The organism is Pusillimonas sp. NJUB218 (assembly GCF_003788685.1).
GTDB lineage: Bacteria > Pseudomonadota > Gammaproteobacteria > Burkholderiales > Burkholderiaceae_B > Neopusillimonas.
In genome coordinates, this window is sequence record NZ_NQMK01000002.1 from 235,409 (window position 1) to 249,256 (window position 13,848).

Sequence of the window (13,848 nt, forward strand, 5' to 3'; positions counted from 1 at the left end):
GGCGTCATGATGATGGCCTTAGGTATGTTTATTTTCAGCATCCAAACGGCAGCGCACCAATCGCTGCAGCGTAAAACCACATGGCGCCATGCGGCTAATGCCCGAGTGGGGGCCAGGGCGGGCTATCAATTCGTTGGGGCTGGCGATGAAACCCTAACCCTGCCTGGCTGGGTTGCCCCGGGCCAGATGGGTTCGGCGATGGCAGTGAAAATGCTGCGAGACATGGGCAATACCGGCAAGGCGTTCACGCTGGTAGACGGGTTAGGCCTTTTTCACGGGGTGTATATCATCGATAGCTTTGACGAAACTCATTCATATTTCGATAAGCTTGGCCAAGGCAGAAAGATTGAGTTCTCCCTCAATCTGACGCGCGTCGACGAAGACCAAGCCGATCAGCTGCTGGGTGATCTTAAGTTGCCCCAATTTGGCCCGACCGGCGTATCGCCCAGGGGGCTCATGTGACTGTGTTCAGCCCTGAGTATCCTCGCCCTATATGGCGGTTGTCGCTCGACGGCCGCGATTTGGCCGATGTGATCAACCCCCGTTTTATGTCGCTGTCTTTGACTGAGACCCGCGACGACCAAGCCGATCAGCTGACCTTGAACCTAACCGACCACGATGGGTTGCTTGAAATACCGAACCGAGGGGCAGTTATACGGGTGGCCATTGGTTGGAGCACTACCGGGCTGGTCGACAAAGGCAGTTTTACCGTCGACGAAACCGGCCATCGCGGGACGCCTGATACCGTGTCTATTCGGGCCAGAAGTGCCGATATGACCGGGCCGTTGCGCACCCGCACCGAACGCAGTTTTCACGGTAAAACGATTAAGCAGATTGTTGAAGAAATTGCGCTGGCTAATGGTCTGACGGCCATTGTTGGGGAGGGCTTCCGCGATAAGGTGGTCAAACATATCGATCAGAGCAATGAGTCCGACGCGGCGTTTCTGAATCGTATCGGAAAGCGTTACGACGCCGTGGCCACAGTGAAAGACGACAGGTTGTTATTCATGCCTGTGCGGGGGGCAAAAACGGCAAGCGGGCAGGATATGCCGGTACATGAAGTTTATCGACGCGATGGAGACCAGCACGATTTCTTGATTACCGGAAGAGATGCCTATACTGGCGTCAAGGCCTTCTGGATGGATCCTCGAAAGACTACACGACGCAGCGTTATGGTTGGCGTTATCGGCAATGCCAAGCATTTGCGCGACACATTCGCCAACGAGACCGATGCGCTTGCAGCAGCTCAGTCAGAATGGCAGCGCATCAGGCGTGGCCTGGCGACCATGCGTTTCTCAATGGCCTACGGCCGGCCAGAGTTATCAGCTCAACACAAGGTGCTGTTCCCGGACATGAAAAAGCCAATCAACGAGATTGATTGGCTGGTTCGAGAGTTGACGCACGATTTGAACGAGTCAGGTTTGACGACTGGGCTGGACTTAGAAATGTTTGATAAAGAAGACGCCGGTACAGAAGACGATTCGGTCCTTTTTGAGTGACGCTCAGTCGCCGAACGAACGTATTAATTTCCAGCAGGTGTTCCGATAATGGAAATGTTCATTTCCGGATCGAATCGGGTGTTGGCCCAGTACGTATCGGCTTTCTCACCATCAACACGCCAGCCAATGAAGGTAAGACCGAATTTATTTTTGTTGCTGTCCCTGATTTTGACGGCAAGCTGGCCTAAGGTTTTTTCGTCAACCTTAGCAGGCAACGTAGCTTCGACAGTTCGTTTGATTGAACCCATAGTTTCATCCTTGCTAATCGTATAGGGCGCAGCTTGTTGGGCATAAATTGAAAGCGGTGCTAGCAATGCAATTGTGGCGCTCAACATGCTGACAATAGCTTTGCGCAAGGTCGTATAGGTTTTCATGCAATCCCCCTGTCTGCGTTTAATTAACTAACAATGTTGCGTACATTTAGGTTTTTTTTAACAGGCGCTCTATCGCGGCCAGTCTGACGTCCAGCTCAGGATTATGACCCGATATCTGTATGTTCCAATTTCCGGCAATGCTCTGTTGTGCAGCGGGATTAGACGATCGCTGCAGGTTGTTGTCACCAGTGATCTGTTGTTGATGATGTTTTGTATCAATTGGCGTGGCATGGTCGGCGATCAGTTGGCTGGCTAGGTCAAGGAAAACATTATTTTTCGGGGATACAGTGCGCCCACTTGCCAAAAATATGACGTTTGACCTGTTTTCATTCGTCATGTGGGGATCTCCTCCGCTTACGCCGCTTTTATAAGCAGCTTTGCCAACGGTGCTGCCTGCCCGTCACCGCTCTTGACCGCTTGATATAGCGCTTCGGCTGCCAGGCGCTTTTTGTCGGCAGGCATCACTTTCTTTGCCGCCGCTAAGGCTTCGTCAAGGGCTTGAAACGCATCGAAAGCTAGCAGTACGTCCTTCTGGATTTGTTCAAGACCGAGAGTTCTCTGCCCAGTCACAACGTACTGGACATCCATCCCGTGTTGACTGACAACAGCCAAATAAACGGCGTTTGGAGTCTGTTCTCCCTGTTCCCAAGCCACTTGTGTCCTAGTCGCAGTCCCGGCAATTTTTGCTAGCTGCGCTTGAGACAACCCGAGTCGCTCCCGCTCTTCTCTGAGTCGGCTTCCGATTTCAAGTTTCATGTATGCAAAATTTCTCATTCAATTGATTGACATGTGAGAAATATCTCACTAAGATAACGCTTGTCATCACTGTTATCGAGTGTCACACCATGAAACATACCACCAAGCCTGTGCCGCGCGCATCAAAAACTGCAAAAAATCGCATGATCGGTTTGCGTCTAGACGATGCGCTAATGGCCGAAATTGAGAAATTAGCCGAGGTCGAGATGCGAACGCTGGCCGATATGGCTCGTATTTGCGTACGTCGCGGGCTAGCCGATCTAAAAAATCGCGTCGAACGTAACGCTGGTTAAGCCATGTCCAAGCGTATCGGCATGCGCTGCCCTCACTGCGGCAACCGCGCACAGATCAGAACAAGCATCGAGCAGAGTCCCACGATGCGCGACGTTTACTTCCTTTGTGAAAACCTGACATGCGGGCATTCGTGGGTCGCCACCCTTGAAGCTGTGCGCACCATCGCACCAAGCGGCATGCCTAATCCAAAAGTCGATTTACCCATCCTGACGCGCCCCGAAGTAGAGCGTGTCTATGACCTGCTCAACCCGAGCGACCAGAGGAGTATTTTTGATGAATAACTTCACCACCCCCGGGAACATGAACGACGTTCGCGATATCCAGGACGGACTGCAGATACGCGCTTTGGGCTTCATCAGGAAGCACTATGGCGCCCATTTGAATCGTGGCCAGCTGATGCTTCGAACCATTGCCTATCTGCTTGAGTTGCACCCCATGTCATGCGAAACCGCTGAAACTCTGGCGGCCAGAGCGCTATGCGAGTTTGAAAGTGTCAAAGCTTCGCTGAGCCTGGACCTCGATAACAGCACGGCCTTCATGCTGGTTATCAACGACCCTGAACGCAACTGCAAACGCGTTTTCTCGATGCGAGACATTCGTCAGTTGCTGTCAACAGCCGAGTTGGCCCCTGTACGCACACCTTCGTATTCGGCAGCCATGTCGGGCGAAACCGCCCGGCTCTCTAGCTAAGCATTTTCTGAACAGGCAGTAATACACCTTGAGGCGGATCGATCCGATGCGCCCGGGGTAACTGCTACCTATACCCATAAGAATTCCTATGAGCATGTCCCCAGATATCCTGAACGACGCATTGCAACGCCTGACCGAATTCGACTTCAAAGAAAAAGGTGGGTGGTTGCGTCAGGGACGCTGCCCTTCATGTGGCCGCAAAGAGTTGTTCACGAAGGCCGACAGCCCCTGGGTTGTGCGCTGCGGCCGATTGAATAACTGTGGGTATGAAATTCACATTAAAGAGCTGTATCCCGACATATTCGAGCAGTGGTCGACGCGGTACCCGCCGACATCGCAAAACCCCAACGCGGCTGCAGAGGCCTATCTGTCCATACACCGAGGGTTCGATATTTCCCTGATCCGCGGCTGCTACACACAAGAGACGTACTTTGAACAGAAGTTAAACGCCGGTACCGCGACCGTGCGCTTCAACGTGGGCAGCACCTGGTGGGAACGGCTGATTGACCAGCCTGGGCGTTTCAACAAGAAGGCACGGTTCAAGTATGGCGGCACTTACGCCGGGCAATGGTGGGTGCCACCACGCGTTGACTTAATGAGTGCCACATGGATTTGGTTGGTCGAAGGCATCTTTGACGCCATTGCATTGATGCACCATGGCATCGATGCAGTGTCATTGATGAGCTGTGGTAATTACCCGGAAAAAGCCCTCGCGGAACTTAAGGCGAACCGGCCCACAGGCTCTCCCGAGCCCGTGCTTGTTTGGGCATTGGACGGAAACGATGCTGGGCAACGTTACATCAAGAAGTGGAAAGAACGTGCCGAGTTGGAAGGCTGGACCTGCCGGGCTGCGGTGATCCCTCAGAAAGGGCGCACACAGCAAGACTGGAGCGATCTGCACTTGCTGGATCGCGCACAGGAAGATCCGGAAAAGCATTATTTGTCTGAAGAGGGGCGTAAACAGTTCTTGTACCAGGGCGCGCTGCTGACGGCGAAGTCAGCCAGCGAAAAAGGCCTGCTGATCTACAACAACAGCAACAACCAGACCGAATTCGAGTTCAACCACGGCAATCGGCTCTATTGGTTCAAGCTCGACGTAGACAAGTATCAGCACGCGATGAACCGGATCGACGAGGAACAGGGGGGGTTAACTCCTGAAGAGCTTCGGGAGCGCGCTCTGAACGAGTCGAACAGCATCCGCGAGATTGCGAACTGTTTGCCAACGCCGTTGTATTTCCAAGAAAACAAGATCACCGACGAGTCTTGGTATTACTTTCGTGTGGCCTTTCCGCACGACGGGCAACCAGTCAAGAACACATTCACGAGTTCGCAGGTGTCCACCGCCAGTGAATTCAAGAAACGCCTACTGGGTATTGCTCCAGGGGCTGTATACACGGGCAGCAATCAGATGCTCGAGCGATCCATGAAAAACCAGTTATTCAACATTAAGCGTGTTGAAACGGTCGATTTCATCGGCTACAGCAAAGAGTTGAAGTGCTACGTCCTGGGCGACGTGGCGATGAAAGAAGGGGCTTTGTATCCGCTGAATAACGAAGATTATTTCGATATTGGTCGACTTTCTGTAAAGAGCCTCAACCAATCGGTAGAGCTTCATATCAACACGCAACCGCACGAGTACACAACGGCGTGGGTAGATCAGCTTTATGGTGCGTTCGGCGCTAAGGGCTTGGCCGCACTGTCCTTCTGGTTTGGAACCTTGTTTTCCGAGCAAATACGGATGTCTCAAGAAAGCTACCCGTTTCTTGAGATCGTGGGGGAGGCCGGCGCCGGTAAGTCAACGCTTATTGAGTTCATGTGGAAACTTTTTGGCCGCACGCACTATGAGGGTTTTGACCCATCGAAGTCTACAAACGCCGGCAGGGCCAGAAACTTCTCCCAGGTCTCCGGTTTGCCCGTAGTTCTGATCGAGTCAGATCGGGAGGTGATCGGGGAAGGGAAAAGCCACGTAAAGACGTTTGACTGGGACGAGCTTAAGACCGCTTTTAACGGTCGAAGCATCCGTTCACGCGGTATGGCCACCAGCGGCAATGAAACCTATGAGCCTCCTTTCCGAGGTGCCATTGTGATCAGCCAGAACAATCCGGTTATTGGGTCTGAGGCCATCATGACGCGGATCATGCACTTGTATTTTGACCGGGCCGCCCAGTCTGCAGAATCGCGCATCGCTGCCAACCAGTTGGCCAAGACGAGTGCCTCGACGGTAAGCGGGTTTATCTTGGCGGCAACCAAGCGAGAAGCCGCCATTATGGCCATGGTCAACGAGAAGGCGCCGATATACGAGCAGCAGCTCCTCGAGCACCCAGACGTTCGAACCGTTCGAATAGCAAAGAACCACGGGCAGTTGATGGCTTTGGCTGACGCACTGCGGCTGGTTATCAAAATTACCGATAGCCAGCACGCCAAGGTGCATGAGCAGATCATCCGCATGGCCGTCGAACGCCAAATGGCGACCAACTCAGATCACCCGCTTGTGATTGATTTCTGGGACATGTACGAATTCCTGAACGGGGACGATAGCGTCGAACCGCGCTTGAATCATTCGCGCAACCCTCAAACCGAAATCGCCATCAACTTTAACCACTTCGTAATGGTGGCCGCTGATCACCGGCAGCAAATCCCCTCGGTACGCGACCTCAAAAACCTGCTCAAAACCAGCCGAAGGTACCGCTATGACGGTCAGCGGGTGGTTAACAGCGCCATTCATGCCAGGAACCCCAACCATAAAGGCAGCACCTCGGAACGCTGCTGGGTATTTTTAAAAGGAACCAAATGAAAATCTACATTGCCGGGCCGATGACGGGCCTACCTGACCTTAACTTTCCAGCGTTTCATGCGGCCGCCAAGTTGTTGCGTGATGAGGGGCACACAGTGGTCAACCCTGCCGAGCTCAATATCGAGCCGGGCGCCTCATGGCAGCAGTGCATGCGCATAGATATTCGAGAGCTTGTGACCTGCGAGGGCATTTTCTTGTTGCCGAACTGGACGCTGTCTCGCGGCGCACGACTTGAGTTTCACATCGCTTCGCAACTGTGCATGAAGGTGGTTGAGGCATGGAATTTCCCGCCGCTAAGGAGTATTTCGGTCAGCATAGATCCGGCCACCTCGGTAAGCGAGCACGCTATGGATCAGGTGCTTAACGAATTCAGCGGTACTACTCATTACGACACAGATAAAGAAGTAACGGGGGTGCCGAAATGAATACGATCTGTGCCGGCGGTCGTAGAACTGGCAAAACTCATCGGACCATAGAGCAGCTGGTTGACGCTTATGTGAGCGCCGACCTGAAAGGCCCCCTGACCGCTGTATTGCAAGACCCCACCTTGGTCATTTGTCTTGAAAACATCATTCACGCAAGCCAGGCCGATGAGGCCCGCAAGGTGGATATGCGCTTCGATGGAAAGAAACTACTTCTGACCGCTCGACCACAAGCGTCTGCGCCCTCCAGAGCCGCCTCAACTAAACCTGACCTAATGAAGCTGGCTGCCGGTGACCAAGAGGATTAATTGTGAAAAAACCCCGTAAACCTTATCGACCCAAACCAATACGGTGCCCCATGCTTGTAAAAACAGAACTCACATTAAGACCGCTGGAAGACATCATTGAGCATATTGAGAAGCACGGCACCTTGCCCGTCGACGAGCGAGGTGATCCGGTCTACATCGACCAGCACGGCAACTTTTATCCGTTGTGGGGGGTTATTGATGGTCTTGTGACTACATTTGAAATGTGGTGCACCCGTCACAAGCAGACGCTACCTCTTTCGCCGCTGCGAACGTTTGTCGCGGCTCTCCATTACGCGATGCCATTGACGGCCTACAACCTGCAAGATATCAAGAATGCCATGCCTCACCTGCGCGCGGCCGCCCGAAGCATGGATCCAGATGACGCAAAGGATTTGGTCACGCAAACCCAGATCAAGGCGGAACTCGAAGCAAAGGATCAATAAGACATGAACAAAATTAAAATATCATCTGAGCTTTTCCAAGCCGACGTCAATTGCGAGCAAATCGTTTGGCTGGGGGGGATTGATCCTGAAAGTCCCCCTGATTCCATCAAAGACTGGTTCGATGATGGGCTACTTGACTGGCTGGATGCAGAAAATGATGATGCTTTATTGCTCTTTCTGGACAGCCAGATGTATCCCGGTCGAATGGGTTATCTGGTTTGTGTATCTTGGCGAGTACCTTTTAACTTCAGATTCGATGATGAAGGCAGGCCAGCCTCATGGAGCACCGGTGGAAGAAGCCGCGTCAAGGTTTTTCACGGGCCAGAAATTGAAGGGTGCCTGGACGCCGCAGTTATATGGGCTCGCGAGTGCTTTGAGAAAGAATCGGCTAAAGCTAACGGAGTGACAGCGATTGGTTCGAAAGCTCCCGCGGGGGCACCATGAAAGAGCGCCCCATTCTATTTAGCGGCTCTATGGTTCGCGCCATTCTTGCAGGGCAGAAGACGCAGACGCGGCGCGTAGCCAAACCGATCAGGCACCCGGACCTGGGCAACATGTACACTCCGGGCGCGTTGGTGCTGGAGAGTGAGACGCGGCACGTCATCGAGCGCGCGTGCCCCTACGGCCAGCCAGGCGATCGGCTTTGGGTTCGCGAGACATGGGCACGCCCCACAACTTTGGATCCTGGCCCAGTTATATATCGTGCCGATTATCCTGCATGCGTGCCGTCACATTACGAAAATGTCCCGCCTGCGGATGAGGTCGTGTGGAAGCCATCCATCCACATGCCGCGTATAGCCAGTCGGATTGAGCTGGAAGTGACCGATGTGCGAGTCGAGAGGCTGCTGGATATCAACGAAGCCGATTGTCGCGCTGAAGGCGCGCATGGTGGGCATGGTTCGATCCCAGGGTATGCCTACAACGCAACCCCGCTTGAGCACTATTTGTATATATGGGAGTCAATTAACGGTCCTGGTTCAAGCCGCCTGAACCCTTGGGTATGGGTCGTTGAGTTTAAAAAGGTGCAATCGTGAATAAGCGCGGATACAACACAAAGGAGGCTATGGCGTATCTGGGTGTGCAGCGCCGTTTCTTCGAGCGGCACATCGCGCCGCTGCTTGATGGCAAGGGTGTTAAGGCGGGTACGTCAGTCATTTACGAGCGCCCTGATCTGGACGCAGCCTGGGATCGTTATAAACTGGTGGCCGGTAGTGAGCGTGCCAATTCTGAAAAAGGAATAAACAAATGGGACGTTCAAAGCAATCCGGCGTCTACCAAGACGCCGACGGCAGTTACGAGGTTGATGCCCGTTACCGGCACCAAAGGATTCGAAAGCGCGGTTTCCAGAGCCACCAGGAGGCGACGGATTACCTGATTGCGCAAAAGGAGTCCATAAGGTTGCAGGGTGAGCAGGGCGTTCGCCCTGCCATTACTTTGAGGCAGGCGGCTACGCAGCTTATCGAGCACAAAGAGGCCTTAAATCGGCCGTCCGTAGAGACTGACGCGCACCTGTTGAAGGAAGTAATAAAGATCTGCGGCTCTTTAACAATAGATCGAATTTGCGATGAAACGCTTAAGCCGTTTGTGCATGCTCGCCAGGCCGCCGGCAGAAAGACCAAAACAATTAATAATGCCCTGGGTGTCGTTCGTCATATCTGCGAACTGGCCGCAACTGAATGGCGGCTACCCAATGGTCTGACTTGGCTGGATAAGGCCCCCAAAATCACCATGCTCGAAACAGAGGATCAACGCCCGCCCAGACCGCTGACGTGGGCTGAGCAAGCAGTACTCCTCGAGAATTTGCCGGAACACCTCAGGAAAATGGCAATTTTCGATTTGAATACTGGCGTGCGTGAAAACGTTGTTTGCGAGCTGCGTTGGGAGTGGGAGGTGCAGATCAACCTTGATCCCGAGAGGCTTGTTTCAATATTCATTGTGCCTCGGCGCTACGTGAAGGGACGAAAGGCCGAGCGGATCATTGTCTGCAACAGTGTTGCGCAGGAAATCGTCGACGGCCAGCGCGGCTTGCACCCAGAGTATGTTTTCACCCATTACAGGCAGGTTAAGCCTGGTAGTGGGAAGGTGCCTATTCATAAGCCAACGGGAAAAATGAACAACACAGCCTGGCAATCGGCCAGGGCCAAGGCCGGTCTGGATGATTTGCACGTCCATGATCTGCGTCACACCGTTGGCATGCGCTTGCGTCACGCGAACGTATCTGAGAGGACACAAGACGAGATTTTGTGGCACTCAAAGAAAGATATGACGTCTCACTATGCCGTTGCTCAAGTGCGTGAGATTTACGACGCGCTTGAGTCTATAAAGCAAGAGGGTGAGGCGGGGGAAACATTGAACTTGCTGGCTTTGCTTCGGCGGGCAAGGATGAAATCAATCCCCCAAAATTACCCCGGGCATAAAAAAACCGCCTAGAGGTTGGAGCTCTAGGCGGTTCTAACTAGCTGAAAACACTAGTAAATTCTGGCGCGGCTGGCAGGATTCGAACCCACGACCCCTTGGTTCGTAGCCAAGTACTCTATCCAACTGAGCTACAGCCGCTGTAAAGAAGCGAAACTATAACATAACTTTTTTGCGGTGTCATGTAAAAGCCAGAAAATTTTTTGTTTTTATTTTCCGGCCTGTGTCTTTTGAACACAGAAGTTTCACGAAGGGCGCAACTATAACAAAAAAATCGGCCCTGCGCGCCAGTCCTGCAAAATAATTTGCATCCGCCGCACTCAGACCCCTTCCTTCCTATAATTGCCCCCATCAAATAAATACCCAGTACACAGGCGGCTGCATGTCGCCTTGTGCATCAAGACAATATCGGGGGCCGCCTTGACCAACCTATCCAAAATGACCTGCATCGAAGACCTGCATCGTGCTGCCAAGCGTCGTGTCCCCCGCATGTTTTACGAATACGTTGCTGCTGGGTCCTGGACAGAAAGCACCTTGCACGCCAACGAAGCCGATCTTCAGCGCATCAAGTTTCGCCAGCGCGTGGCCGTGGATATCGAACACCGTAGTATTCGTAGCACCATGCTGGGCCACGACGTGGCTATGCCCGTTGCCATTGCGCCCACTGGGCTGACCGGCATGTTGCATGCCGACGGCGAAATGCTGGCCGCCCGCGCCGCCAATAAATTCGGTATTCCGTTTACGCTGTCCACCATGAGTATCTGCTCTATTGAGGATGTGGCCGAATTTACGCAGGCGCCATTCTGGTTTCAACTGTATGTCATGCGCGACAAAGACTTCATGAAAAGCCTCATTCAGCGCGCGAAGGCAGCCCAATGCTCTGCGTTGGTGGTTACCCTTGACCTCCAAGTCATGGGTCAGCGTCACAACGACATTAAAAACGGCCTGACCGCGCCGCCAAAGCCCACCTTACGCAACCTGCTGAACCTGGCCACTAAACCGCACTGGTGCTTGGGCATGGCGCAAACACAGCGTCGTACCTTCCGTAATATCGTGGGTCATGCCAAAGGTGTTACCGACGTCTCATCGTTGGGTGCCTGGACAGCCGAGCAGTTCGACCCCCGCCTGAACTGGGACGATATCAAGCGCATCAAAGAGCTTTGGGGGGGCAAGCTCGTGCTCAAAGGCGTCATGGAAGTTGAGGATGCCCAAGCTGCAGCCGATGCTGGCGCCGATGCCATCGTCGTATCCAACCATGGTGGTCGTCAACTCGATGGTGCGCCGTCGCCTATTGAGGTACTGCCTGAAATTGTCAGTGTGGTCGGCAATCAGACTGAGGTCTGGATGGACAGCGGGATAAGGTCGGGTCAAGACGTGTTGCGCGCCATTGCCCTGGGTGCCAAAGGCACCATGATCGGTCGCTCGTTCTTATATGGCCTGGGCGCCGCCGGTGAGGCCGGCGTTACCCGTTGCCTTGAAATTATGGCCAAAGAGCTTGACCTGACCATGGCCTTTTGTGGTCATAACGACATTAACCGCGTCAACGCCGATATTTTGCGGCGTTGAACGCGGTACAGGTTGGTGCCGGTTAGTGGTGGTCCAGCTTTTTGTCGGTAAACAGCCAGTCGCGTAATTCTTTGTCAAACACTGGGTCGCGGCGGCGAATCCATTCTAGGGTCATGGCTGCGTGCTCTTTTTCTTCGTCGCGGTTGTGTTCAAGAATCGCTTTGAGTTCAGGGTCTTTACAGGCATCGACGCGCTGGTTGTACCAGTCGACGGCCTCGAGCTCTTCCATGAGCGAAACAATAGCGCGATGCATGTCGCGCGTTTCGTTGCTAAGTTCGGATACGGGTTCGTGATAGCCTTCATTTGACATCTGTAGCTCCTTTATTCGAGCCTTAAAAATAGCACAAACCCAAGGTATAGTGACTTCCATACCCCGGATCCGCCCGGGGCCGAAAGGCGCGCCATGACCCTGGACCAAACCCTGATTCTGTGTATTTTGCTCGTAACCATCGGCTTGTTTCTATGGGGGCGCTGGCGTCACGACATGGTCGCTACTGGCGCGATGCTGGCGTGTGTGTTTACCGGTCTGGTCAATCCATCCGACGCCTTTGCCGGGTTCGGGCATACCGCGGTGGTTACAGTAGCCTGTGTGCTGGTGCTGAGCAGTGCGTTGCAGTCGTCCGGCGCGGTCGATGTCTTGACCACGACTTTGCTGCCTGCCAAAGCAGGCCCCATGCTTAGCATTGCAGCGCTTACGGCATTGGCTGCGTTCTTGTCGGGCTTCATGAACAACGTGGGAGCGCTGGCGTTGCTCATGCCGGTGGCCATTCAGGTTGCGAGCCGTTTGTCGCTAGCGCCGGGGCAAGTGCTCATGCCGCTGGCGTTCGGCTCCATTCTGGGGGGCACCACAACCCTTATCGGTACGCCGCCCAACCTCATTATTTCGGGCTTTCGCGATTCGGCTGGGTTAGGTACTTTTGCCATGTTTGACTTCACGCCGGTGGGCGTAGGGGTGACCGTGGTCGGGGTCGTGTTTATCGCCTTACTGGGTTGGCGTTTGGTTCCGGTTCGCGAGAAAGCCGGTATCGAGGGTTTCGAAACCGAGGCCTACATGACCGAAGCCCGAGTGCCTGAAGAAAGCAAACTGGCCGGCAAATCCTTGCGCGAGCTCGATACCGAGTTTGACGAGCTGGATGCCCAGATTATCGGGCTGGTGCGCAACGAGGTTCGCATGATGGCGCCTAGCGCCGCACGGGTTGTGCGTGCTAACGATATTCTGGTGATTGAAACTGATGCCGAGCGCCTGGCCGATGTCCTGTCTCGATTCGGGCTGGTGCTTGAAGAGGCTCAGTCCAATCAGGTAGACGATGAGTCGCAGGCCGATGACGCTGACGGGCAGAGCCTTGCAGCCGAGAAGAGGCGTAAAAGTTTGGTTCAAGACAATCCGACCGACCCAGCCGAAGAAGGGTCCGCCGATCGTCCGGAAGAGTTTGTCTTGCAAGAGTTGGCTGTTTTGCCCACTTCCGAACTGGTCAATCGTTCGGCCAGCGACCTGTTGCTGCGCACGCGTTATGGCATTAACCTGCTGGCAGTATCACGTCAGGGGCAGCGGCTTACCACCCGTCTGAGAACCCTGAGGTTGCGTGCTGGTGATCTGCTGTTGTTGCAGGGCCCTTCGGAGGCTTTGGGCGGGTTTGCCGGAGCCATGGGCGCAGTGCCGTTGGCGCAGCGCAATGTGCGTATTCCAGACAAGCGTAATGCTGTCTTGTCCTCCGTCATTATGGGTCTGGCAGTGCTGTCGGCCGCGTCGGGGTGGGTGTCGGCGGCCATCGCCTTTGCAGCCGGGGTTCTGGCGTCTATGGTGTTTCGTACCGTGTCGTTGCGCTCTGTTTACGAGCAGGTCGATTGGCCGGTTATCGTGCTACTGGCCATGTTGCTGCCTGTGGCAGGCGCCATGCAAAGCACCGGGGCGGCCGGCGTAGTCGCCGGTTTTTTGCTTGATCATCTGGCGCGCGGGGATGCCGTGGTGGCGCTTGTCGTTGTATTTGTGACCACCATGCTTCTGACCGACTTAATGAATAACGCCGCAACCGCGGCCGTATTGGCGCCTATTGCGCTAGGTGCGGCGCAGCAGCTAGGTGTCAATCCCGATACTTTTCTGATGGCCGTCGCCATTGGGGCGTCTTGTGCTTTTATGACGCCCATCGGTCACCAGAACAACACCCTTATTCTCGGGCCCAGTGGTTTTCGTTTTGGCGATTACTGGCGGATGGGCCTACCACTGGATATATTAGTCATAGCAACCGCTGTGCCGCTGTTGTTGTGGGTCTGGCCTTTAAAAGGGTAA

19 protein-coding genes and 1 tRNA gene are annotated in these 13,848 nt (G+C 54.1%); 15 read left to right on the forward strand and 5 right to left on the reverse strand.

Annotation, left to right across the window (positions count from 1 at the left end):
* Positions 1–6 precede the first annotated feature (6 nt).
* Both CHR62_RS03680 and CHR62_RS03685 read left to right on the forward strand, forming a co-directional pair.
* Positions 7–462, forward strand: coding sequence for a phage tail protein (locus tag CHR62_RS03680; RefSeq protein ID WP_123660062.1), 456 nt, complete (start codon positions 7–9; stop codon positions 460–462).
* On the forward strand, positions 459–1,499 hold the full coding sequence (locus CHR62_RS03685) for a contractile injection system protein, VgrG/Pvc8 family (RefSeq protein ID WP_123660063.1): 1,041 nt from the start codon (positions 459–461) through the stop codon (positions 1,497–1,499). The genes CHR62_RS03680 and CHR62_RS03685 overlap by 4 nt, the downstream gene beginning before the upstream one ends.
* A gap of 23 nt (positions 1,500–1,522) precedes the next feature.
* On the opposite strand, the gene CHR62_RS03690 is transcribed toward CHR62_RS03685, so the two are convergent.
* From CHR62_RS03690 to CHR62_RS03700, 3 genes are read right to left on the reverse strand one after another with little or no spacing between them, the layout of a single operon-like run.
* Positions 1,523–1,873: a hypothetical protein gene (locus CHR62_RS03690; protein WP_123660064.1), complete on the reverse strand. Its 351-nt coding sequence runs from the start codon at positions 1,871–1,873 to the stop codon at positions 1,523–1,525.
* A 46-nt stretch (positions 1,874–1,919) separates the two neighbouring features.
* Positions 1,920–2,210, reverse strand: coding sequence for a hypothetical protein (locus tag CHR62_RS03695; RefSeq protein ID WP_123660065.1), 291 nt, complete (start codon positions 2,208–2,210; stop codon positions 1,920–1,922).
* Between the two features lie 17 nt (positions 2,211–2,227).
* A complete protein-coding gene (locus tag CHR62_RS03700) occupies positions 2,228–2,629 on the reverse strand; it encodes a helix-turn-helix transcriptional regulator (RefSeq protein WP_158609084.1) in 402 nt (133 codons plus the stop codon).
* Positions 2,630–2,718: 89 nt separating this feature from the next.
* Between CHR62_RS03700 and CHR62_RS03705 the strand changes: the two genes are divergently transcribed.
* The 11 genes from CHR62_RS03705 (at position 2,719) to CHR62_RS03750 (ending at position 10,010) form a co-directional block, all read left to right on the forward strand.
* Positions 2,719–2,922: a hypothetical protein gene (locus CHR62_RS03705; RefSeq protein WP_123660067.1), complete on the forward strand. Its 204-nt coding sequence runs from the start codon at positions 2,719–2,721 to the stop codon at positions 2,920–2,922.
* 3 nt (positions 2,923–2,925) lie between these two features.
* Positions 2,926–3,204 carry an ogr/Delta-like zinc finger family protein gene (locus tag CHR62_RS03710; RefSeq protein ID WP_123660068.1) on the forward strand — a complete coding sequence of 93 codons (279 nt, stop codon included), beginning with the start codon at positions 2,926–2,928 and terminating at the stop codon, positions 3,202–3,204.
* Positions 3,197–3,613, forward strand: a complete 417-nt coding sequence (locus CHR62_RS03715) for a hypothetical protein (RefSeq protein WP_123660069.1) — start codon at positions 3,197–3,199, stop codon at positions 3,611–3,613. Before CHR62_RS03710 ends, CHR62_RS03715 begins: the two co-directional genes overlap by 8 nt.
* Before the next feature lie 88 nt (positions 3,614–3,701).
* Positions 3,702–6,407, forward strand: coding sequence for a toprim domain-containing protein (locus CHR62_RS03720; RefSeq protein ID WP_233574855.1), 2,706 nt, complete (start codon positions 3,702–3,704; stop codon positions 6,405–6,407).
* Positions 6,404–6,832, forward strand: coding sequence for a DUF4406 domain-containing protein (locus CHR62_RS03725; protein WP_123660070.1), 429 nt, complete (start codon positions 6,404–6,406; stop codon positions 6,830–6,832). The genes CHR62_RS03720 and CHR62_RS03725 overlap by 4 nt, the downstream gene beginning before the upstream one ends.
* Entirely contained in the window at positions 6,829–7,137 is a 309-nt protein-coding gene (locus CHR62_RS03730) for a hypothetical protein (protein WP_123660071.1), read from the forward strand. The genes CHR62_RS03725 and CHR62_RS03730 overlap by 4 nt, the downstream gene beginning before the upstream one ends.
* A gap of 50 nt (positions 7,138–7,187) precedes the next feature.
* Positions 7,188–7,580 (forward strand): hypothetical protein, encoded by a 393-nt coding sequence (locus CHR62_RS03735; RefSeq protein WP_123660072.1) that lies wholly within the window; start codon positions 7,188–7,190, stop codon positions 7,578–7,580.
* Between the two features lie 3 nt (positions 7,581–7,583).
* Positions 7,584–8,024, forward strand: a complete 441-nt coding sequence (locus CHR62_RS03740) for a hypothetical protein (protein WP_123660073.1) — start codon at positions 7,584–7,586, stop codon at positions 8,022–8,024.
* Positions 8,021–8,614, forward strand: coding sequence for a hypothetical protein (locus tag CHR62_RS03745; protein ID WP_123660074.1), 594 nt, complete (start codon positions 8,021–8,023; stop codon positions 8,612–8,614). Before CHR62_RS03740 ends, CHR62_RS03745 begins: the two co-directional genes overlap by 4 nt.
* Entirely contained in the window at positions 8,611–8,955 is a 345-nt protein-coding gene (locus tag CHR62_RS15580; RefSeq protein WP_158609085.1) for a hypothetical protein, read from the forward strand. The genes CHR62_RS03745 and CHR62_RS15580 overlap by 4 nt, the downstream gene beginning before the upstream one ends.
* 59 nt (positions 8,956–9,014) lie before the next feature.
* Positions 9,015–10,010, forward strand: a complete 996-nt coding sequence (locus CHR62_RS03750; protein WP_158609086.1) for a tyrosine-type recombinase/integrase — start codon at positions 9,015–9,017, stop codon at positions 10,008–10,010.
* A gap of 49 nt (positions 10,011–10,059) precedes the next feature.
* Here CHR62_RS03750 and CHR62_RS03755 read toward each other — a convergent pair.
* A tRNA-Arg gene (locus tag CHR62_RS03755) sits at positions 10,060–10,136 on the reverse strand.
* A 297-nt stretch (positions 10,137–10,433) separates the two neighbouring features.
* On the opposite strand from CHR62_RS03755, the gene CHR62_RS03760 reads away from it, so the two are divergent.
* Positions 10,434–11,561 carry an alpha-hydroxy acid oxidase gene (locus CHR62_RS03760; RefSeq protein WP_093970732.1) on the forward strand — a complete coding sequence of 376 codons (1,128 nt, stop codon included), beginning with the start codon at positions 10,434–10,436 and terminating at the stop codon, positions 11,559–11,561.
* Between the two features lie 22 nt (positions 11,562–11,583).
* Here CHR62_RS03760 and CHR62_RS03765 read toward each other — a convergent pair whose 3' ends face one another.
* Positions 11,584–11,871, reverse strand: a complete 288-nt coding sequence (locus CHR62_RS03765; RefSeq protein ID WP_093970733.1) for an encapsulin-associated ferritin-like protein — start codon at positions 11,869–11,871, stop codon at positions 11,584–11,586.
* Between the two features lie 93 nt (positions 11,872–11,964).
* On the opposite strand from CHR62_RS03765, the gene CHR62_RS03770 reads away from it, so the two are divergent.
* Positions 11,965–13,848: an SLC13 family permease gene (locus CHR62_RS03770; RefSeq protein WP_123660076.1), complete on the forward strand. Its 1,884-nt coding sequence runs from the start codon at positions 11,965–11,967 to the stop codon at positions 13,846–13,848.